At 64.3% G+C, this 19,374-nt stretch carries 19 protein-coding genes; 8 read left to right on the top strand and 11 right to left on the bottom strand.

The window, feature by feature from the left end; genetic code table 11:
* Positions 1-82: 82 nt before the first annotated feature.
* The 7 genes from ACSGC5_RS09935 to ACSGC5_RS09905 are packed head-to-tail and all read right to left on the bottom strand — an operon-like array spanning position 83 to position 5,219.
* Entirely contained in the window at positions 83-280 is a 198-nt protein-coding gene (locus ACSGC5_RS09935; protein ID WP_434970466.1) for a hypothetical protein, read from the bottom strand.
* The gene (locus ACSGC5_RS09930; RefSeq protein ID WP_434970465.1) at positions 280-1,401 is read right to left on the bottom strand and encodes a tyrosine-type recombinase/integrase; all 1,122 of its coding nucleotides are present in this window, start codon (positions 1,399-1,401) and stop codon (positions 280-282) included. Before ACSGC5_RS09930 ends, ACSGC5_RS09935 begins: the two co-directional genes overlap by 1 nt.
* The gene (locus ACSGC5_RS09925) at positions 1,391-1,633 is read right to left on the bottom strand and encodes a helix-turn-helix transcriptional regulator (RefSeq protein ID WP_434970464.1); all 243 of its coding nucleotides are present in this window, start codon (positions 1,631-1,633) and stop codon (positions 1,391-1,393) included. Before ACSGC5_RS09925 ends, ACSGC5_RS09930 begins: the two co-directional genes overlap by 11 nt.
* On the bottom strand, positions 1,630-2,997 hold the full coding sequence (locus ACSGC5_RS09920; protein ID WP_434970463.1) for a replication initiator: 1,368 nt from the start codon (positions 2,995-2,997) through the stop codon (positions 1,630-1,632). The genes ACSGC5_RS09925 and ACSGC5_RS09920 overlap by 4 nt, the downstream gene beginning before the upstream one ends.
* Positions 2,984-3,406, bottom strand: a complete 423-nt coding sequence (locus tag ACSGC5_RS09915) for a hypothetical protein (RefSeq protein ID WP_434970462.1) — start codon at positions 3,404-3,406, stop codon at positions 2,984-2,986. Before ACSGC5_RS09915 ends, ACSGC5_RS09920 begins: the two co-directional genes overlap by 14 nt.
* Positions 3,403-4,821 (bottom strand): FtsK/SpoIIIE domain-containing protein, encoded by a 1,419-nt coding sequence (locus ACSGC5_RS09910; protein ID WP_434970461.1) that lies wholly within the window; start codon positions 4,819-4,821, stop codon positions 3,403-3,405. The genes ACSGC5_RS09915 and ACSGC5_RS09910 overlap by 4 nt, the downstream gene beginning before the upstream one ends.
* Positions 4,821-5,219 (bottom strand): hypothetical protein, encoded by a 399-nt coding sequence (locus ACSGC5_RS09905; RefSeq protein WP_058623021.1) that lies wholly within the window; start codon positions 5,217-5,219, stop codon positions 4,821-4,823. Before ACSGC5_RS09905 ends, ACSGC5_RS09910 begins: the two co-directional genes overlap by 1 nt.
* A gap of 153 nt (positions 5,220-5,372) precedes the next feature.
* On the opposite strand from ACSGC5_RS09905, the gene ACSGC5_RS09900 reads away from it, so the two are divergent.
* From ACSGC5_RS09900 to ACSGC5_RS09880, 5 genes are all read left to right on the top strand, one after another.
* Complete coding sequence (locus ACSGC5_RS09900; RefSeq protein ID WP_137418271.1) at positions 5,373-5,924, top strand: hypothetical protein; 552 nt, start codon at positions 5,373-5,375, stop codon at positions 5,922-5,924.
* A 160-nt stretch (positions 5,925-6,084) separates the two neighbouring features.
* The gene (locus ACSGC5_RS09895; protein ID WP_434970460.1) at positions 6,085-8,052 is read left to right on the top strand and encodes a type I restriction-modification system subunit M; all 1,968 of its coding nucleotides are present in this window, start codon (positions 6,085-6,087) and stop codon (positions 8,050-8,052) included.
* Positions 8,049-9,908: a DUF262 domain-containing protein gene (locus ACSGC5_RS09890; protein ID WP_434970459.1), complete on the top strand. Its 1,860-nt coding sequence runs from the start codon at positions 8,049-8,051 to the stop codon at positions 9,906-9,908. The genes ACSGC5_RS09895 and ACSGC5_RS09890 overlap by 4 nt, the downstream gene beginning before the upstream one ends.
* Positions 9,908-11,257, top strand: coding sequence for a restriction endonuclease subunit S (locus ACSGC5_RS09885; protein ID WP_434970458.1), 1,350 nt, complete (start codon positions 9,908-9,910; stop codon positions 11,255-11,257). Before ACSGC5_RS09890 ends, ACSGC5_RS09885 begins: the two co-directional genes overlap by 1 nt.
* Before the next feature lie 3 nt (positions 11,258-11,260).
* On the top strand, positions 11,261-14,194 hold the full coding sequence (locus tag ACSGC5_RS09880) for a type I restriction endonuclease subunit R (RefSeq protein WP_434970457.1): 2,934 nt from the start codon (positions 11,261-11,263) through the stop codon (positions 14,192-14,194).
* A gap of 114 nt (positions 14,195-14,308) precedes the next feature.
* Here the strand turns inward: ACSGC5_RS09880 and ACSGC5_RS09875 are convergent, their stop codons facing one another.
* On the bottom strand, positions 14,309-14,860 hold the full coding sequence (locus ACSGC5_RS09875) for a nucleotide-binding protein (RefSeq protein WP_434970456.1): 552 nt from the start codon (positions 14,858-14,860) through the stop codon (positions 14,309-14,311).
* On the bottom strand, positions 14,860-16,002 hold the full coding sequence (locus ACSGC5_RS09870; protein ID WP_434970455.1) for a helix-turn-helix domain-containing protein: 1,143 nt from the start codon (positions 16,000-16,002) through the stop codon (positions 14,860-14,862). Before ACSGC5_RS09870 ends, ACSGC5_RS09875 begins: the two co-directional genes overlap by 1 nt.
* Before the next feature lie 380 nt (positions 16,003-16,382).
* Here ACSGC5_RS09870 and ACSGC5_RS09865 point away from each other — a divergent pair, with 380 nt between their 5' ends.
* Entirely contained in the window at positions 16,383-16,922 is a 540-nt protein-coding gene (locus ACSGC5_RS09865) for a YaeQ family protein (protein WP_434970454.1), read from the top strand.
* Positions 16,923-17,018: 96 nt separating this feature from the next.
* Positions 17,019-18,020: an IS481 family transposase gene (locus tag ACSGC5_RS09860; RefSeq protein WP_434970453.1), complete on the top strand. Its 1,002-nt coding sequence runs from the start codon at positions 17,019-17,021 to the stop codon at positions 18,018-18,020.
* Positions 18,021-18,036: 16 nt separating this feature from the next.
* On the opposite strand, the gene ACSGC5_RS09855 is transcribed toward ACSGC5_RS09860, so the two are convergent.
* Together ACSGC5_RS09855 and ACSGC5_RS09850 are read right to left on the bottom strand one after the other, a co-directional pair.
* Positions 18,037-18,234, bottom strand: coding sequence for a hypothetical protein (locus ACSGC5_RS09855; protein WP_434970452.1), 198 nt, complete (start codon positions 18,232-18,234; stop codon positions 18,037-18,039).
* Between the two features lie 94 nt (positions 18,235-18,328).
* A complete protein-coding gene (locus tag ACSGC5_RS09850) occupies positions 18,329-18,757 on the bottom strand; it encodes a helix-turn-helix domain-containing protein (protein WP_434970451.1) in 429 nt (142 codons plus the stop codon).
* A 102-nt stretch (positions 18,758-18,859) separates the two neighbouring features.
* Here ACSGC5_RS09850 and ACSGC5_RS09845 point away from each other — a divergent pair, with 102 nt between their 5' ends.
* A complete protein-coding gene (locus ACSGC5_RS09845; RefSeq protein ID WP_434970450.1) occupies positions 18,860-19,312 on the top strand; it encodes a ribonucleotide reductase stimulatory protein in 453 nt (150 codons plus the stop codon).
* Positions 19,313-19,374: the final 62 nt, after the last annotated feature.

Here is a 19,374-nt window from a genome sequence, read left to right as displayed (position 1 = left end):
TTTCCTCTCCGCGTTGGCGCGATTGCGCCTCATACGTATAGGCCTCGGTTTCGCTGCTTCGCGGACATACCAATTTCGAGAATCATGGCCACCGCTCGAAAACGTCGTCGAGCGCATCGATGTGCGCGACCGAGCGCTCGATGTGCGCCAGCTCGAACTCGTCGGCAAAGTCGTCGGCGTTGCGGTGCAGCAGGCTGCGGTACTCCCCCAGCGCGTTCACGAGGATGGCGTGGCATTCCGGGTTGGCAAGCAGCTCGTCGAGCTTGCGATGGACGTCCATCACTCCCCCTCACCGAAGAGCGAGTCGATCGCCGCAGCCGCGCGACGGGCGACGTCGGAGCGGGCGCGGCTGTAGCGCTCGGTCATCTGCATGCTCGAGTGCCCAAGCACGGCCTGGACGTCGTTGGCAGAGGCGCCGGCATCGAACAGCATCGTGGCGAGCGTGTGGCGCAGGTCGTGGAGCCGCAGGTCATCGCGGTGCAGCTTGGTTCGGAGCGTCTTCCAGTCGATCGCGCGACGGACGTTCGAGGCGTTGATCCGCCCCCCGCGAGGACCAGTGAAGACGAGGTCGCCGCGGTGCTTGCCGGCCATGGCCTCGGTTAGCGGCGCGACGAGCGGCGTGGGGATCGGCACGTCCCGTTCTTTATGGCTCTTCGGCGTCAGCTCAACGCCGCGCCCGTCCGCGCCGATGCTGAATGCGCGCCGCACGTGGATCGTCCGATGCGCAAGATCGACGTCTTCCATGCGCAATGCCGTCGCCTCGTTGGCACGCATACCGGTGTAGACGAGAGCGGCGATGTAGCGCCGATAGTGCGCATCATCGATCGCTGAAAGCAGCGTCGGCACCTCCGCGGCCGTGAGCGCGCGCGAGCGCAGGCTCGTCGTCGACTCGGGCTTCGGACGACGAGCGAGACGCGCCTGGTTCAGCGGCACGAGATGCGCGCGGACAGCGCCATCGAGCAGGCGACTCAGCACCGAGAGCGCATCGATGCGCGTGGAGGTGCTTCCGTCCCATCCGATGATCGCCTCCTCGATGACGCCCGCCGTGAGCTTCTCGAGCTTCACGTGACCAAGCCACGGCTTCACCCGCAGCCGCCATCCGCGCTCGTATGCACGCGCCGTCGACGCACGCACGCTGCCCTCGATGACCGGCCAGTGGCGCGAGTGCCACTGGGTCAGCGTCATGTCGCCATCGGGATACCGGCGAGTGAGCGTCTCCGCACGGAGCTTCTTGGCTTCGGCGAGCGTCTCAACGTAGGTCGAGCGTTCGCGCTGCTCGCCGTTCAGACCGATCGCCCAGATGCGCACCTGGTACTTGCCGCGGTCCTTGCGGAAACGGATGCCCTCGGGCAGCGGACGCCGGGTCTTCGGGTCGATCCGCTCGCCCCGTTCAGCCGACACCGCGGGTACCGCCGGCCTCGAGGAACGCAGCGACCGTCGACGCCCGCCAGAGCATGTGCTTGCCCATGTGCGCGTCGGGGAACGGGAACCGGTTCTGCCGCCGCAGCGAGTCGAAGGTCGACAGCGGTACGCGGCAGAGCGCGGCCGCCTCGCGGCGAGTCAGGTAGTCGTTGTGCTCGGAATGATCGGCGACGTCGGTCTCGGGGTCGTCGGCGAGCGTGTGAGTGGTCATGTCGTGCTCCTTTCGGTGGGTGGAGTGTTGCGATCTCGTGCTCGATCGTGGCGCCACTGGCGGGCGGCATCCGCGGCTTCTCTCGCGAGTGCTTTGTCGCCGTCGGTGAGCCAGCCCATGCCGGCATAAGCCCATGAGCCGATGACGAGTACCTCGTCGGGGCTGATCTCCTCGGTCGGCTTCGTCCGTGCGAGCAGGTGCTTGAGGCGCCAGATCCGTCGTGCGCCACGGAGCGATCCGAGGGTCACGGAGTAGCGCCGTGACTTCGTGGAGAAGTGCCCTCGGAAGCCGAGCATCCCGTCCCAGCGATGCAGTTGCTCGTACGGTCCTTCGGGATCGACGACAGCCGCCAGCTCGCGAACGGTCGCCTTGATGCGCTTGATGTGATCACGGCCGGCACCCGTCGGCTCGAGGTCTTCGGTCGCTTTGGTGGCGTACTTCGCGATGTAGGCGGCCACAGCGCGGTCGGACAGTGCACCGTCAAGACCCTCGCGACGCACGATCGGCCGCACGTCGAACTGCTTGCCCCAGGTGAGTGTGCGAGTCCTCGCGTCGCCAGGAAGTGGAGCCGCAGCGACGCTCGTCTTCCTCACGGCGAACTGGATCGCGGTCACCAAGTGATCGGTCGTCACTGCGGCCGGCGGCGCCGGGAAAGGGAGCTCGGGATGGATGCCGTCGAGCCGGATGATCGCGTGGAAGTGCACGACTCCTCGACGCTGGAACTCGGCGACCTTCGCGAACTGCAGTCGCACGACGCGGGCCGCTGCGCGCTGCGTCATCCCCAGCGAGCGAGCCAGCTCACGACGCAGCCGGATTGTGAACCGTCGCCACAGCTCGGGCGCGTGGTACTGCCAGACGACGTGACCGACGTAGTCGTAGCACTCGGCGCACACCGCATCGCCGCGCTGCGGGTCGTCGTCGTCGTGGTGGCAACGGCATCCTCTCGGCTTACCGTGCTCGCAGACGCCGGTGCGCCGGTCGACGGCGGTCGTGTGAACGGCTCCGAACGACGGGGCTGTGAGCGTGAGGAAGACCATGGGATGCTCGGCGACCTCCTCTGGCACCTCCTTTATCCCTCCCGCGGCGCCGGCCATGATCATGTGCCAGGTGTCGCCCTTGTACTCGTGACTGCAGGACTCGCAGCGTGTGGCGCGTCGATTGCCGCATCGAGTGAAGGTGACGCCGTCTGGTTCGCTCGTCGACGAGTACTCCGAGAGGATCTCGCCGGATGCCTCGTGGAGCGTCGTCGAGGATCCGACGAGACGCACCGGGTTGAGGCAGTAGCCCGTCGAGGCGACGTTGTGCATCCAGCGGTCGTATTCTTCGCTGCGGAGCCGCCGCGCGACTGACTCATCGAGACGCATCGGTCACCACCATCACGGGCACCGCGCAGCCGATCGGGGAGACGCGCCCCATCGAAGTGTCGTACTCATAGACGACGCGGCAGATCTCATCGCTCTCGCCGTTCTCGCGGCGGAGCTGCTGCCAGGCGAGCACTTGAGAGTCTGTGCACGACTCATTCGCGACCCAAGGCCCGTAGTGCTCGAGGTAGTAGTCGGCGCTCACGGGAGCGTCGTACCGCGCCACCGTGGTCATCGCGTCGTGGTCGAATTCTTCGCCCAGGTTGCACTGTGGCTCTGATGTGGGGGCCGCGCCCTCTACTGAAGACGAAGCGACGGGCGCCGACGGCGCAGAACATCCCGACAGCGCGAGCACAGTGGCGGAGGTGACGGCGATTACGGAGACGATTTCGAGGCCATAGATGCGGTTCATGATGCGGTTTCCTTTCGTGACGAGCGACGCGGAGATCGCGGTGTGCGACGTGCTCGAGGCTGGCGTTCCTCGGGCAACGGCGGTTCGGGGATGACGACAGGCACCTGCCGCGGTGCGGCATATCGGGACGCGACGTCGCGGATCATGTCGTCGGTGATCAGTCCGGCGCGGACACGCTCGGGAGGGCGGCCATCTTCGGGCAGGACATAGGCAACGCCGGGTGTCGTGGGCGAGATCTCGTGGCAGCGTGCACCCGCCGCCACGGCTCCGTCGCCGAGGACCATCGCGGTCTCCATGCGGTCACGCAGTCGGAGCCCGACCGTCTGAGTGAAGAGGCCGCGCGCCGGCAACGTCTCCTTGCGCGGATCTTGGAGACAGGCGAACACGATGAATCCGACAGCGCGGCCCTGTGAGGCGAGAGTCGCGAGCGCGGAGTTTGCCCGGCGGAGCAGATCTCGATCGGTTTCGTACGCGGTGAGCGCCGCGAGCTCGTCGATCAGCACGACGATCGTCGGGCTGTCGAGGGTCGCGACGTGCTGTCGGGTCGTGCCCGCGAGATCCTTCGCTCGCTGTTGCATCGCGGCGACGGCAGCCTCGAGCAGAATTACCGAGCGCTCAGCGTCGGCGGCAAATCTCGTCAGCAGCGAGCGCCCGAGCGCGAGTTCCATGCCGCCCTTGCGGTCGATGCCCCAGACCTCGACGAGGCCGCTGTGGATGGGTTCGGCGAGTCCGAGGAGCAGACCCCACACCAGCGATGCTTTGCCGCTGCCCGATGCGCCGGCCACGAGGGTGTGGGGACCGAGGCGAAGCGACCAAGGTTCGCCTGTTGCGTCTCTGCCCATCGGGACCGTCTTGCCGTCCCACGCCACGGGCAGGTCGAGGGAGAACGCGAACTCGAGCGCATCCACGAACTCGAGCCGCAGCACCATCGCGCCGATGTGCTCACCGTGGACCGTCGCGCGGCGTGCGCCGAAGGCCTGCGCGAGTAGATCTGCCTGCGCCTGCAGGTGCTCACGGCCGAGTCCTTGCGGGAGGGCAATGGCGACGGCGCAGGCCCACCCCTCCCACACAGGCGCGCTGATTGCGGGGACCACCATGCCGCGCGTTCCGTAGCCGGGGACTCCGAGGCCGACGCGCATCGCTACCCCGGGCCAGTTCGCGAGGATGTTGCGCGAGACATCGCGCCTCCACTTGTCCTCGGCACGGCGCGGCATCCGCAGCGCCGTCACCGTCAGCCAAAGGCCGAGCATGAAGACAAGCGCCAGGCATCCGACGTTGAACGCAACCTGCACGGCCGGCACCGGCGGCAGCCATGAGACGACAACCACAAGCGCTGCAGCCCACCACCACCGGCGCAGGAGAATGGCGATCTCGTCACCCCAGCTCCGCAGCTCACGCGGTACGGCGGTTCGCATTACTCGGCACCCCGCGGCTTGGGCGCCGGCTTCATTTCGCGGGCGCGGAGCGAGTATGCGACGCGAGGACGCCCCTGCCCCTCCTTGACGTACGGCGTCACGGTGAGCCCCTCGAACACAGCCGGGCGGAACGGCAGGCCGTTCAGCTCGGGCGGCAGCTGCGGCTCGGAGATGCTCGCGATCTTGACAGTGACCTCGCCCTGGCCCTTCTTGGCGTCGGGGTCGGCGTCGATCACGCGGACCTGCCAAAGCGGGTGACCGGAGTTCTTGTCGAGATCCTGCCCCTGCCGCTCGCCGTCGTCGGACCACTTGACGATCGGCTCGACCTCGCCGACGACGAACGCACCCCGCGGGAAGAACGCGTCGAAGCTGACCGGGATTGCTGACTGGATTGCCATTACTAGTTCCTCTCAACTGGTGAACTTTTTGCTCACAGGAACAGCATCACACTTCCTACTCATGCAGTCAACCTTTTTCTCACTTAGTGCTTCGGTGTCTCTACGCGCAGAAAAACGGCACACGAGTAAGCTCGGAGCCGTGGAGGGGTCACCATGAGCGAACTGCCGGCACTGCCGACGTGGGGCGTTGTCCCCGACCCGGTTCGCAACGTCCTCCAGCGACTCAAGGAGCGAGCCGCTGCCGGGGTCGAGGCAATGGACACTCAGAAGATCAGCGGCGAGACGCCGCAGAACCACGACGAAGCGTTCCTGCAGATGTCGTGGGCAGCCGAAGCCGCCGATCGAGCCACACGGGACTATCGCAGCGTCTTCAACGCTTACACGCACAAGTTCCACCAACCGAAGCCGCCGATCGGCGAACTCGCTGCAATGCAGGGAGCGATCACACAGTCATTCGCGAAGCGGTACACGCCGAAGACCGTCGAGGCGATCGAGGCATTGCTCTCGGAGGAACCCAACCTTGACGCGATCCGTTCGGGCATCCGCGCCCTCGGCTTCGAGGATCTCCGCGGTATCTCCGACGCGCTCGACCGAGCGATGGCAGCCGCCGAGTCTGAGCGTGGCTTTCACCCATGGCTGCCGGCTGCCGACAAGGCTCGTGCCGCGAGCCGCGCCCTACAAGACCTCGGCGACGACGAGCTGTGAGAACTTTCTTTACTCGTTCAAGGCCGGCCTCCGGCCGGCGGTGCGGCAACCCACTGCGGTGCGTGCGGTCCTCGCTGCGCTGCGGTCCGCGCGCTCCTCGTGGGCGGCCGCACCCGCGCCAGGTCGCCCAAGTCCTCGTTACAAGATCGCTCGGTGAGAAGTGAACCAATCTAGCTACGCCCGCATCGTTTCCCTCATTTGGGCTATTGCTGACGATGTCCTGCGCGACCTTTACGTGCGCGGCAAGTACCGCGATGTCATCCTCCCGTTCACGGTCCTCCGTCGGCTTGACAGCGTGCTGGAGCCGACTCGCGACAACGTGGTCGAGACCAACAAGGCGCTCACGGCGGCCGGAATCGTCAACAAGGACGCCGCGCTGCGCCAGGCCGCCGGCGAGGACTTCTACAACACTTCCGGCTTCACGCTGCGGGACCTGCGCTCGATCAGTAGCGCCGCGCGGCTCAAGCTCGACTTCGAGGCCTACCTCGACGGCTTCTCACCGAACGTGCAGGAGATCCTCGACAACTTCGAGTTCCGCAACCAGATTCCACGGCTGACTAAGGCTGATGCCCTCGGCACACTAATCGAGAAGTTCCTCGACCCCAGCCTCGACCTCTCCCCCCGCGGGCTCGACAACCACGGCATGGGCACCGTCTTCGAGGAACTGGTCCGCCGCTTCAACGAGGAGAACAACGAAGAAGCCGGTGAGCACTGGACTCCTCGCGACGCAGTTCGGCTGATGACGCGGCTGATGTTCGAGCCGATCGCCGACAAGATCCAGTCCGGCAGCTACCTACTCTACGACGGCGCCATGGGCACCGGCGGCATGCTGACCGTCGCGGAGGAGACGCTCCAGCAGCTGACCTCACAACGAGGCCACAAAGTCAAGACCCACCTGTTCGGGCAGGAGATCAACGCCGAAACGTACGCCATCGCCAAGGCGGACCTGATCCTCAAGGGCGAGGGCGAGGCCGCCGACAACATCGTCGGAGGGCCGGAATGGTCGACGCTTTCGAACGATGCGTTCGCTAGTCGCGAGTTCGATTTCATGCTCTCCAACCCGCCCTACGGCAAGAGCTGGAAGACCGACCAGGAACGCATGGGCGGCGCCAAGAACATCCGAGACCCGCGGTTCGTGGTCGAGCACGCCGGCGACCCCGAGTACTCGCTGGTGACACGGAGCAGCGACGGCCAGATGATGTTCCTGGCCAACCTCATCTCAAAGATGAAGCACAACACCGCCCTCGGGAGTCGCATCGCGGAAGTCCATAACGGCTCGTCGCTCTTCACCGGAGACGCCGGCCAAGGCGAGAGCAACATCCGCCGCTGGGTCATCGAGAACGACTGGCTCGAGGCGATCGTCGCATTGCCGCTCAAGATGTTCTACAACACCGGCATCGCGACGTACGTGTGGGTGCTGAGCAACCGTAAGGAGGAGTGTCGCAAGGGCAAGGTGCAGCTCATCGATGCCACTGAGTGGCACACCCCACTGCGGAAGAACCTCGGTGAGAAGGCAGTCGAGCTCAGCGAAATCGACAGCGATCGCGTGCTTGAGACTTTCCTTGCGTTCGACCAGGCCGACGACCCGGAACACTCCAAGATCTTTGACAACCGCGACTTCGGCTACTCCAAGATCGTGGTCGAGCGGCCGCTGCGGATCGTAGGCGCCGACGAAGGCCGGGTGTACAAGGCTGCGGAGATCAAGAAGCTGAAGGAGGAGGGAAAGCGCGACGAGAACGCGCCGGCCATCATCAAAAAGGTCCTGCCGTACTCCGCCCAGCCAGATCCCCTCCACGGCCTGTTCGAGGCGGTGATCGACGGCAAGACTTGCGTCGTCCAGTACGAGCCCGACACCGACCTCCGCGACTCCGAACAGGTCCCTCTGAACGAGCCGGCGGGTGAGTACGCCAACGGCATAGAGGCCTTCTTCCGCCGCGAGGTGCTTCCCTACACACCCGACGCGTGGATCGACGAGACGAAGACCAAGATCGGCTACGAGATCTCCTTCACCCGCCACTTCTACAAGCCGGCGCCGATGCGGACGCTCGCCGAGATCCAGGCCGACATCCGCGCTCTCGAAGCAGAGACCGAGGACCTCATCTCCGAGATCGCGGGAGGAGCGCAGTGAGCAACATAGAGCGCAGCATCGATGGTGTCGCCAAGACCGTGGCGGGGGTCCTAGCGAACCAGAAGTACTCCATTGACTACTACCAGCGCGAGTACAAGTGGGAGTCGAAGCAGATGGCGGAGCTGGTCGCCGACCTCACCACGAAGTTCCTCGACCTGTACGAGCGCAATCACGCGCGCAAGGACGTCGCGAAGTACCCGGGCTACTACCTTGGGTCCATCATCATCTCCCAGAAGGGCAGCGAGCCGTTCGTGGTCGACGGCCAGCAGCGCCTGACCAGCCTGACCCTGCTGCTGACGTTCCTGCGCCGACTGCAGCAGGACCGACCTGACAAGGTCGACGTCGACCCGCTGATCTTCTCGGAGAAGTTCGGCGAGAAGTCCTTCAACCTCGACGTCGCCGACCGCAATGACTGCATGAGCGCCCTCTTCGAAGACGGCAACTACGACCCGCAGCCCGACGACCCCGAGTCGGTCCATACCCTCGTCGCCCGTTACGAGGAGCTCGACGGGCTCTTCCCCGCCGAGCTTCGCGAGGCGGCACTGCCGTTCTTCATTGACTGGCTCAAGGATCGAGTCCAGCTTGTCCAGATCACCGCGTTCGCCGATGACGACGCGTACGCGATCTTCGAGACCATGAACGACCGTGGGCTGAAGCTAACCCCGGCCGACATGCTGAAGGGCTATCTGCTCGCCAACATCGACGACGGCGCCCCCCGCACCAAGGCGAACGAGCTGTGGCGCAAGCGGCTGCGAGAGCTCGAGGAGAAAGCGGATGAAGCGAGCTCCGACTTCCTCAAGACTTGGCTGCGAAGCCAGTACTCCACCAAGATCCGCGAGCGCAAGAAGGATGCCCGCCCCGAAGACTGGGACCGCATCGGCACCGAGTTCCACCGATGGCTGCGCGGCGACCACGAGCGCGTCGGCCTGACCAGTCGCCAGGCGTACTACGACTTCGTGACGGTCGACTTCGACTTCTACAGCCGCCAGTACGAGCGAATCATCGACGCCACGCTCGGCGCCTTCGACCCGGCCAGCTCGTTGCGGTTCATCCGCTACAACGCTGATCATCGGTTCACGCTCCAGGACCAACTGCTTCTCGCCCCCCTGCGCGTCACCGACGACCAGGCGACGATCGAGCGCAAGTTCGAGCTCGTCGGGCGCTTCGCCGACATCCTGCTGGCTTGGCGGATCTGGAACTTCCGGGCCACCGACTACTCGACCATGCAGTATGCGATGTTCAACGTCATGCGCGACATCCGCGGCCTCAAGGTGCCAGACCTCGCAAAGGCCCTGCACAAGCAGCTCGGCAGCATTCCCGAGACGTTCGACAGCAACGACGATCTCTACGTCCACCAGCAGAACCGCGGCCAGCTCCACAAGATCCTGGCTCGGATCACCGACTACATCACCGTCGCCTCGGGCCAGGCGTCCAACTACATCGAGCTCACCAACGGCACCGGAGTGAAGTACGAGGTCGAGCACATCTGGGCCGACCACCCCGAGCGTCACACCGACGAGTTCAGCCACGAGGCCGACTTCGCCCGTCACCGGAACCGGATCGGCGACCTGCTTCTGCTGCCAAAGCAGTTCAACGCCAGCTATAACGACGACCCCTACGAGGCGAAGCTTCCGCACTACTTCAGCCAGAACCTCCTCGCGGCCAGCCTCAACTCGCTGAGCTACGAGAAGAACCCCGGCTTCCTCGCCTTCACCAAGTCGAGCGGCCTCCCGTTCAAGCCGTACGACGAGTTCAAGGCAGCCGACGTGGTCGAGCGCGGGAACCTCTACCGCGCGATCGCCAAGCAGGTCTGGAACCCCGATGACCTGCTTGCTGTTGCGCAGGGTGAGGCGTGATGTTCACCGGTCTTCCGAAGTACAAGGCGACCCGACCAGTTGAGTTCTGGTCGACGGCAGTTCCAGCGCACTGGCAGGTCGTGCCGGGAATCGCGGTCATCGCCGAGAACAAGGCACGCAACACGGGGGTCGCTGAATCTCAGGTGCTGTCCCTCAGCCACGGGCGCGTGATTGTGAAGCCGGTCGAGAAGCAGCGTGGCCTCGTCCCTGACTCCTACGAGGGCTATCAGATCCTCGAGCCGGAGGACATCGTCATCCGCCCGACCGACCTTCAGAACGACCAGAGGAGCATCCGTGTCGGACGGGTGCGTGACCGCGGCATCATCACCTCCGCGTATATCGGCCTCCGTTCCAAGCACCCGTGGACCACTGACTACGCCTACCACTATCTCGCGGCCGTCGACTCGACGAAGCGCATCTACGGGATGGGCAGTGGACTGCGGCAGCAGCTCGGCTGGCCAGATCTGAAACGCATGCCGTGTCTGGTCCCGCCGGTCGACGAGCAGGCAGCCATCGTCAAATACCTCGCCCACGCCAGCGCCCGCATTGACAAGGCCATCGCCGCCAAGCGTCGGCTAATCGCACTTCTCGAGGAGGAGCGCTCTGCGATCACGGGTGCGCTCATGGATCTCCCGAGCGCTCCGCTCCTACGCACCAAGGACGTCTGCCTTCGGATCGTTGACTGCAAGAATCGAACGCCTGAATTCGTTGAAGACGGTGAATTCCACGTTGTGCGCACAACGTGTGTTCGAGGAGGTCAATTTACGATGGAGGGCAGCTACCCAACGGACCACGACAACTTCGTGACATGGACGGAGCGAGGCGCGCCAAAGCACGGTGACGTCTTCTTCACCCGCGAGGCGCCTGCTGGCGAGGCCGCTCTCGTTCCAGCCCGCCAGGACCTCTGTATGGGGCAGCGGATGATGTACTTCCGCCCGAATCTGAAAACGGTCCTCCCTGAATACCTACTGCTGGCGATCTACGCGGAGCCGGCGCGTAGGTTCATTGCTGTCGCGACAAACGGCAGCACCGTCGGCCACCTCCGAATCGGTGACGTCGGCGCGCTCCCTGTGCGTGTGCCGTCACTTGACGACCAGCGGCGAATTGTCTCGACCCAGCGTCGAGAGACGAGTGCGATCGTCGCGGCCAAGCGACGCATCGAGAGTGAAATCGAACTGCTCCGCGAGTTCCGCACCAGACTCGTCGCCGACGTGGTGATCGGTCAGTTGGATGTGCGCGACATCGCGAAGTCCCTGCCCGAACTCGAGGTCGACGCGTCTGGGGCGGACGAGTTCGATGAGATCGAGGGCTTTCCGGTCGATGACTTGATGGAGATGAGCGAGGTCTGAGTTATGTCGCTGATGAACGAGGAGAGCCTCGAGGCTCTGATCGTCAGCCAGATGGTGGAGGGCGGCTGGGAGCAAGGCGCTGCGACTGACTACGAGCCGGCGTACGCGATCGACCTGCCTCAACTCACTGCGTTTATCCAGGCAACACAGCCGGATATGGCCGAGGCGCTGTCACTCCGAGAGGCGACGGCGACTCGGCACGAGTTCCTCTCCCGGCTGCAGGGTGAGATCACGCGCAACGGTGTGGTCAACGTACTGCGTAAGGGCGTGGACCACCGGCAGCACCACATCGACTTCTTCTTCCCGACTCCCACGCTAGGGAACGCGAAGGCGGCCCAGCTGTTCGCAGCCAACCGCTTCACGGTCACCCGGCAAGTGCACTACAGCCTGACCGCCACCGGTCTCTCCCTGGACCTGGTCGCGTTCGTCAACGGGCTCCCGGTCCTCACGTTCGAGCTGAAGAACAACATCACCAAGCAGACCTACGATGATGCAGTCGAGCAGTACAAGCGCGATCGCGATCCGCGGGAGCTGCTGTTCCAGTTCGGGCGCTGCATCGCCCACTTCGCTCTCGATGACCAACAGGTCCGATTCTGCACCCATCTCAAAGGCAAGCAGTCGTGGTTCTTGCCGTTCGACAAGGGCTGGAACGACGGCGCCGGCAACCCGCCCAACCCGGACGGCCTCAAGACCGACTACCTCTGGCGGCAGATCCTTGCCCCGGCCAGCCTGGCCAACGTCGTCGAGAACTACGCCCAGATCGTCACCACAAAGAACCCGCGCACTGGCAAGAAGTCCTCCAACCAGATCTTTCCTCGCTACCACCAGCTCGACGTCGTACGGAAGCTCCTCGCTGATGTCCAAGGGCATGGTGCTGGCCGGCGCTACCTGATCCAACACTCAGCGGGTAGCGGCAAGTCGAACTCGATCGCCTGGCTGGCGCATCAGCTCACCGAGGCCAAGCACGATGGCAGCAACGCCTTCGGGTCCGTCGTCGTAGTGACGGACCGGGTCATCCTCGACAGCCAACTGAAGGAGACCATCAAGTCCTTCATGCAGGTCGGTTCGACCGTCGTACATGCTGACCGCTCTGGTGACCTGCGCAAGGCGATCGAGGCCGGGCGCAAGATCATCATCACGACGGTCCAGAAGTTCCCCTACATCCTTGACGACATCGGCAAGGATCACCGCGACCGGACCTTCGCGATCGTCATCGACGAGGCCCACTCCAGCCAGGGCGGCAAGGCCGCGGCGGCGGTCTCGATGGCACTCTCTGCCAGCGGCGCGGCAGAGGATGACGAGACGGTCGAGGACACGATCAACCGGATCATCGAGTCCAAGAAGATGCTGCCGAACGCGAGCTACTTCGCCTTCACGGCTACCCCGAAAAACAAGACGCTGCAGATGTTCGGCGAGCCATTCCCGCACGAGGGCGGCACCGGCTACCGGCCCTTCCATAGCTACACGATGAAGCAGGCCACTCAGGAGCGGTTCATCATCGATGTGCTTGAGAACTTCACCCCGGTCCCCAGCTACTACAAGCTGATGAAGACCATCGAGGACGACCCCGAGTTCGACACCAAGCGCGCTTCGAAGAAGCTCCGCGCCTTCGTCGAGGGCAATGAGCACGCCATCCGTCTCAAGGCCGAGATCATGGTCGACCACTTCCACAGCCAGGTCATCGCAAAGCACAAGATCGGCGGCCAGGCCCGAGCGATGGTCGTTACCAGCACGATCCCGCGCTGCATCGAGTACTTCCACGCCATCAGCGCCTACCTCGCCGAGCGCAAGAGCCCCTACAAAGCGATCGTCGCGTTCTCCGGCGAGCACGAGTACAAGGGCATCGAGGTCACCGAGGCCAGCCTCAACGGATTCCCTAGCAAGGACATCGCCGACCAGATCCGAGAGGACTCATACCGGATCCTCGTCTGCGCCGACAAGTTCCAGACCGGCTACGACGAGCCGCTGCTGCACACCATGTACGTCGACAAGACCCTGTCGAGCGTCAAAGCGGTGCAGACGCTCTCACGCCTTAACCGCGCGCACCCTGCGAAGCACGACGCGTTCGTGCTCGACTTCGCGAACACCGCTGAGAACATCGAGCGCGCGTTCGCGCCGTACTACCGGACCACGGTGCTCAGCCAGGAGACCGACCCGAACAAGCTCCACGACCTGGTTAACGAGCTGAACAGCTACGGTATCTACGTACCTGATACCGTCGATAAGTTCGCCGAGCTCTATCTCGCCGGTGTTGAACGCGACCAGCTCGACCCGCTGCTCGACGCCTGCGTCGCCGAGTACATCGAGATGCCCGACGAAGACGATCAGGTCGCCTTCAAGGGGCTGGCCAAGGCGTTCACCCGTACGTACAACTTCCTCTCCACGGTGCTGCCATTCGGCAACCCGGGGTGGGAGAAGCTATCGATCTTCCTCGACCACCTGATCCCGAAGCTGCCGGCGCCGCGTGAGGACGACCTGTCCGCAGGCATCCTCGAGACGATCGACATGGAGTCCTACCGAGTCGAGAAGCGAGAGTCGATGAAGATCGCGCTCGCCGACGACGAGGGCGAGCTCGCCCCGGTGCCAGCTGCTGGCGGCGGTCATGTAACGGACCCCGAGCTCGAGCGGCTCTCGAGCATCCTCCAGACCTTCAATGACCAGTTCGGCAACATCGAGTGGACCGACGCCGACCGTGTTCAGCGCCTCATCACCGAGGAGATCCCGCGCAAGGTCGCCGAGGACGAGGCCTACCAGAACGCCCAGAAGAACAACGACCCAGCCAACGCCCGCGTCGAGCACGACCGAGCCCTCGGCCGCGTGATGATGGCGGTTCTCAAGGACGACACGGAGCTGTTCAAACAGTTCAGCGACAACGACGGCTTCCGCCGTTGGCTGTCCGACGCAGTTTTCCAGAGCACGTACAAGAAGAGCGCCTGAACTTCGAGAGACAGAGTCCGGGCGCTTCGCAGACGCAGCTACGTAAATCCAAGATGCCCGAATGTCATCGACCCCCCAGGACGGCAGTCGGGAACGAAACATGCGTCGCTACGGCTACAAGTCCTCCCAGTCGAGCAGGCCATGCTCGAGCACGTGACTCCGGAAACCCCCCGGACCGAACGGTAGGAAGTAAGCTCCACTCAAAAGGTCATCTGCGAGGCTCTCTACCATCTGCGTCGTCAGCTTCTTGGCACGGATTGCAGCACAAAGCACCGGAACAGTGGCGGTGACTTTGAGCCCAAGCTCCTCGGCGATATTGCGCGGAGTGCCATCGTCAATGACCATCTCACAGCCGTAGACGGCCCCCATTGCAAGAACACCACACTCGCCCGAGTTCTTACCACCCGCTACTAGTCGGTCGAAGAATGTCCCAAAAGCTCTCACATAGTCAGGGTCGGTAGACCGGAACACCTTGATCCAGTCCGCATCGAGCACACTGTGCAGCACCGGCAGTTCGACCGCCATCTCAAGCAACTCTCGTTCGACTGAGTCCGGTATGTAAACCTCACGGCCGTCGGCCAGGAATCTGAGAACGCCAATCCATCCCTGGAGCGCAAAATGGCGAATCGGCCCCGTGTCGAACACCCACGCGTTCGGGCCAGGCATCACGCGACGAAGTTCCAGATCTCGTCAGCGCGACGCTCCCGTACAGCGGGGAGATCGGATTCCTCAAAGGTACCCCTCAGTAGGTCGAGTGCACGCTCACGACTAATCCGCTCATCGCGAACCAATCGAAGAACGGCTAGTGCGAAAGCGCGTGGCACCGATGTTGAGGCGAGTTCTTCGAGCGGCAGATGGAGGTCAAACTCCAGGATGTCTGCCTGCGTCGTGCGGGCAAGGCGAATGAGTGTCGAGACCTCGCTATCAACTTCACCCAGTTCCCGTAACCGACGGGAAAGAGTAGCCATGTCGACCCGATACGCGCTCGCAATCCGAACTGCCGCGGCACGCTCATCGACGTGCTGGAGGTACTTTCGCCACAGCGCGACAGTCGGCGCGGCGGGGAGCAGGAGTGCCCGCGCGAAGCGGTCAAGCCGAGACTCGAGCGGAACCGATTGAGCTGAATGGTTATCGATCCGCCAGTCCACCGTGTAATCGTCTGCTACCAAGTAGTGACCAAGTTCGTGGGCTAGCGCGAGCCTGCGTCGGCCAACTTTCGTGTGACTGTTCACAAGACAGACGCCACCGTGTCGCAAGATCACGGTTCCTGCGTCAGCGGTGTCAGAGCCGATATCCCGCGTGAATGCGAGGAGCCCTAGCCTCTCCACAGCCGCCGTAAGCACCTTGATCGGACCTTCATCATCCAGGCCCATGAGCTTTCTAGCTCTCGCAGCCAAGTCATCCGCTTCGGAATTGGTTTGGGGATGACCTATCGAGGCGCTCTCTATTTCTGCGACAGCGTCGAAAGCGAGCTCCGGGACGCCGAGCTGCTGAAGAAATTCGACATCGCCCGCAGCGGCAGCCAGGAGAGCATCAATCTTCGAGTCGACCGTGTCCAGGCCCTGACTGGATCGATGTGAAACCAAGGCTGGGGTTGGATCCTCGAAGAACGACGTCATTCGCACACCCAGAGCGACGGCTATTTCTGATAGTTCGAGCGCCGTGACTTTGCGAACACCACTCTCAATCTTGTTGACCACCGTCCGATCGAGACGGACGGCGGTCGCCAGGTCTTCTTGACTCAGCGACGCTCGCTTACGAAGGTCACGGATACGGTTCCCGAGGTCGACTTCGGCACTGGCCACCATGTGTGCGATTCTCGCACATCCCGGACAGCGGGCACTACCCGACCTACACAGGCACCCCGACCGCTGGGCCGGTCCCGGGCCGGGAACCCGGCTGAGCCCACCGACGACCAGCCATCACCAACGAGCACAGATCTTGCGGAATCATGCGGCAAACGAGCACTCGTGAGCACCCACAGACACCGCGAACACAACTGAAAATCGTGAGGTCACGGGATCGACGCCCGTCGGAGCCACAAGGGTGATCGTTACAATCACCCCAGAAACCCTCGCGTAGCTTCTACATCGCGGGGGTTTTGCTTTTCCCCCGGATGACCGAGGGCCGGTCGCGCCCCGTTGATCCGCCAGGACAGCATCGAGCGACAACGCCATAGGCTGGCGGAATGGCTGCCGGCGCGACGATCCACACGTTCACCGTCACGCTCGCGGATGTCGATCGCGGTGTGTACGAGGATCTGTCGCTGCGGGTGGCGCGGCATCCGTCCGAGACCGACGTGTACATGCTCACGCGCGTACTCGCCTACTGTCTCGAGTTCGGGGAGGGCATCGCCTTCACCGAGGGGATTTCGGCGACGGATGAGCCGGCGATCGTCATCCGGGATGCCACGGGCGCGCTGACCGGCTGGATCGAAGTGGGCGCTCCGGATGCCGCGCGTCTGCACGAGGGCAGCATGAAGGCCGGTCGTGTGGCGGTCTACACGCATCGCGACCCCGCGAAGCTCGTCGCGAACTGGGACGGGAAGCGGATTCACCGCGGCGATCAGATCCCCGTCATCAGCTTCGATCGCGGCTTCCTCGAGGCGGCGTCGACCGGAATAGAGCGTCGCAACGTGCTGAGCATCTCGGTCATGGAACGGCACGTGTATCTCGAGGTCAACGGGCAGACCTTCGCATCAGACATCCACTCCGTCCCCGCCGTCTAGCTGTACTTCCCCGGCAGGTTGTGAACGGCTGAGGTAGCGAAGACCTCCGTGCAGGATGTGGGTTACCACACTCGCATCCTGACCACGGAGGTCTTCGTGTCTCACGCTAACGCGCCTTTGACGCCGGAGGGGCGTCGTCGTCTTGCTGTTCTCGTCGTCGATCACGGCTGGTCGCTGCGGCGCGTAGCGGAACGGTTCCAGTGCTCGCCGGCGACGGCGAAACGGTGGGTCGACAGGTACCGGGCGGGGATCCCGCTGATCGATCGCAGCTCGAAGCCGCACTCGTCCCCGGGCCGGCTGCTGCGGAAGACGGAGCATCGGATCGTGTCGCTGCGGTTCACACGCCGGTGGGGTCCGCACCGGATCGCGTACCACCTCCGGTTGCACCGCTCCACGGTCGGACGGGTGCTCGCCCGCTACCGCATGCCGAAGCTGGCGAACATCGACCAGTCGACCGGGCTGCCGGTCCGCAAGCCGAAACCGAAGCGGTACGAGGCCGCCGCGCCCGGTCAGCTGATCCACGTCGACATCAAGAAGCAGGGCCGGATCCCTGATGGCGGCGGCTGGCGCGCCTTCGGCCGCGGATCGGCGCAGGACCGTGCCGCGGGATCCGTCCGTGACAAGGCCGCACGGGCAGGAGCGGCCGGCTCCCGCGGCTACCGGTATCTGCACCACGCCGTCGATGACTTCTCGAGGGTCGCGTACTCGGAGATCCTCGACGACGAACGCAAGGAGACCGCGGCCGGGTTCTGGGAACGCGCGAACGCGTTCTTCGCCGGCCTGGGCGTCACGGTCACCGCCGTGATGACGGACAACGGCGCGTGCTACCGGTCACACGCCTTCGCGGATGCGCTCGGCGACACCGTGAAGCACAAGCGCACCCGGCCCCACCGGCCGCAAACCAACGGCAAAGTCGAGCGGTTCAACCGGACCCTCGCCGCCGAGTGGGCCTACGCGACCACCTACGCCAGCGAAACGGAGCGAACCACGGCCTACGAGACCTGGCTGCATCACTACAATCACCACAGACCCCACACCGGCATCGGCGGCCAAACCCCCTCAGCCCGCGTACACAACCTCACGGGGAAGTACATCTAGCCAGGCCTCCCGGGTCTCAGTGGAGCTTGGCCCGGGCCGCATCGGAAAACTTCGGAACCCCGGCTCGAGTGAGCGCGAGCAGGAAGTCATCTACGTTCATCGACGGTGAGTCGTACCCCTCGACGAACTCGACCAGAGCACGGAGGGTCGGCGCATGGTAGAGGTCGAGCTGGTCCAAGAGGAAGTCGTCGGGATGAAGACGTTCTTCGACCACAACGGGCGGAACAATCCGCGATCTGCGAGTTCGAGGATGAAGTCGTTGAACAGTGCCCCATAAAGCACGTTGGTGTCGAAGAACGCGGGGAAGCTCACTTCGCGTCCGGCTCCGCAAGCCGCTCCACCTCAGCCGGATCTCCGACCTGCACCTTCGCTCCCAGGCTCGCGCGCTGCAGCTCACGGAGGGCCGCGCGGCGCTCTGCCCGAAAGCTCGCCTGATACTCGACCAGGTCCTCCAGCCGGACACGGCGATGACGGCCCGGCTTGTCGTAGGCGATGTCGCCGGCTTCCAAGAGGCGAACGAGCGTCGGCCGGCTGATACCGAGAACGTCCGCGGCCTGCTGCGTCGTCATAGCCATTCCCTGCGGCACGACGGTGATCCCCTCACCAGCGGCGAGCGCGTCCGTGACCTGGTCGAGGATGCGGAAGATCTCGTCAGGGATGGGGCGCGCGTTGCCCTGGGGATCAATGAGCGCGGCCTTGGAAGAGTTCTGCGCGATGAAGACCTCAAGTTCACGCATCAGTTGGGCGAAGTCGAGGATCTCGTCTCGCGCGTTGGCACCTACGGCTTATCTCCGGCGGCATCCGGCCCACCCTGCCGCCCCCGGCGAGACACTGGATGGGTGGAGAAGACTCCGGTCTACTACTACTCGTCGACCTCGAACCTGACGGGGCGGTTCGCCGAGCATCTCGCCGAGGCGACGGGCCGCGCCGTGCACAACCTCGCCGATGCCGAGGTACGCAAGAGCGAGGCATCCGGCCCCTGGGTTCTGCTGACCCCGTCCTACAAGGCGGGCAACGCCGACGAAGTGACCCTTCCCGCAGGCGTCCGCAGCTTCCTGCGCTCTCCCACGAACCGCCGCCGCATGGTGGGGATCATCGGGTCGGGCAACCGCAACTTCGGCGTCTACTACCAGGCCGCCGCCCGCGAGCTCGCGACGACGTCGGGCCGGCCCGTGCTGTTCGAGTTCGAGCTGGCCGGCACACCCGAGGACGTCACCCACTGCGCGCAGATCCTCGACGAGGTGGATGCCGCGATCGCCGCCGCGCACCCGAGCGACCCGGCTGCGCCCTGATCCGGAGCCACCCCTCTGCAGCGATGGCATCCTGAGAGAGTGACCCCCCGCCCCGGACTTCG

Origin of the sequence: Microbacterium sp. bgisy207, from assembly GCF_965345035.1 — a bacterium.
GTDB lineage: Bacteria > Actinomycetota > Actinomycetes > Actinomycetales > Microbacteriaceae > Microbacterium.
The sequence above is the reverse complement of the archived record's forward strand: the minus strand, read 5'-3'. Positions and strand labels throughout refer to the sequence as shown.

What these genes read in the sequence shown, in the direction of transcription:
- ACSGC5_RS09935 (WP_434970466.1), bottom strand. Translation starts at nt 280, where the DNA reads ATGGACGTCCATCGCAAGCTCGACGAGCTGCTTGCCAACCCGGAATGC.
- ACSGC5_RS09925 (WP_434970464.1), bottom strand. Translation starts at nt 1,633, where the DNA reads ATGACCACTCACACGCTCGCCGACGACCCCGAGACCGACGTCGCCGAT.
- ACSGC5_RS09920 (WP_434970463.1), bottom strand. Translation starts at nt 2,997, where the DNA reads ATGCGTCTCGATGAGTCAGTCGCGCGGCGGCTCCGCAGCGAAGAATAC.
- ACSGC5_RS09915 (WP_434970462.1), bottom strand. Translation starts at nt 3,406, where the DNA reads ATGAACCGCATCTATGGCCTCGAAATCGTCTCCGTAATCGCCGTCACC.
- ACSGC5_RS09910 (WP_434970461.1), bottom strand. Translation starts at nt 4,821, where the DNA reads ATGCGAACCGCCGTACCGCGTGAGCTGCGGAGCTGGGGTGACGAGATC.
- ACSGC5_RS09905 (WP_058623021.1), bottom strand. Translation starts at nt 5,219, where the DNA reads ATGGCAATCCAGTCAGCAATCCCGGTCAGCTTCGACGCGTTCTTCCCG.
- ACSGC5_RS09900 (WP_137418271.1), top strand. Translation starts at nt 5,373, where the DNA reads ATGAGCGAACTGCCGGCACTGCCGACGTGGGGCGTTGTCCCCGACCCG.
- ACSGC5_RS09885 (WP_434970458.1), top strand. Translation starts at nt 9,908, where the DNA reads ATGTTCACCGGTCTTCCGAAGTACAAGGCGACCCGACCAGTTGAGTTC.
- ACSGC5_RS09880 (WP_434970457.1), top strand. Translation starts at nt 11,261, where the DNA reads ATGTCGCTGATGAACGAGGAGAGCCTCGAGGCTCTGATCGTCAGCCAG.
- ACSGC5_RS09875 (WP_434970456.1), bottom strand. Translation starts at nt 14,860, where the DNA reads ATGCCTGGCCCGAACGCGTGGGTGTTCGACACGGGGCCGATTCGCCAT.
- ACSGC5_RS09870 (WP_434970455.1), bottom strand. Translation starts at nt 16,002, where the DNA reads ATGGTGGCCAGTGCCGAAGTCGACCTCGGGAACCGTATCCGTGACCTT.
- ACSGC5_RS09865 (WP_434970454.1), top strand. Translation starts at nt 16,383, where the DNA reads ATGGCTGCCGGCGCGACGATCCACACGTTCACCGTCACGCTCGCGGAT.
- ACSGC5_RS09850 (WP_434970451.1), bottom strand. Translation starts at nt 18,757, where the DNA reads ATGCGTGAACTTGAGGTCTTCATCGCGCAGAACTCTTCCAAGGCCGCG.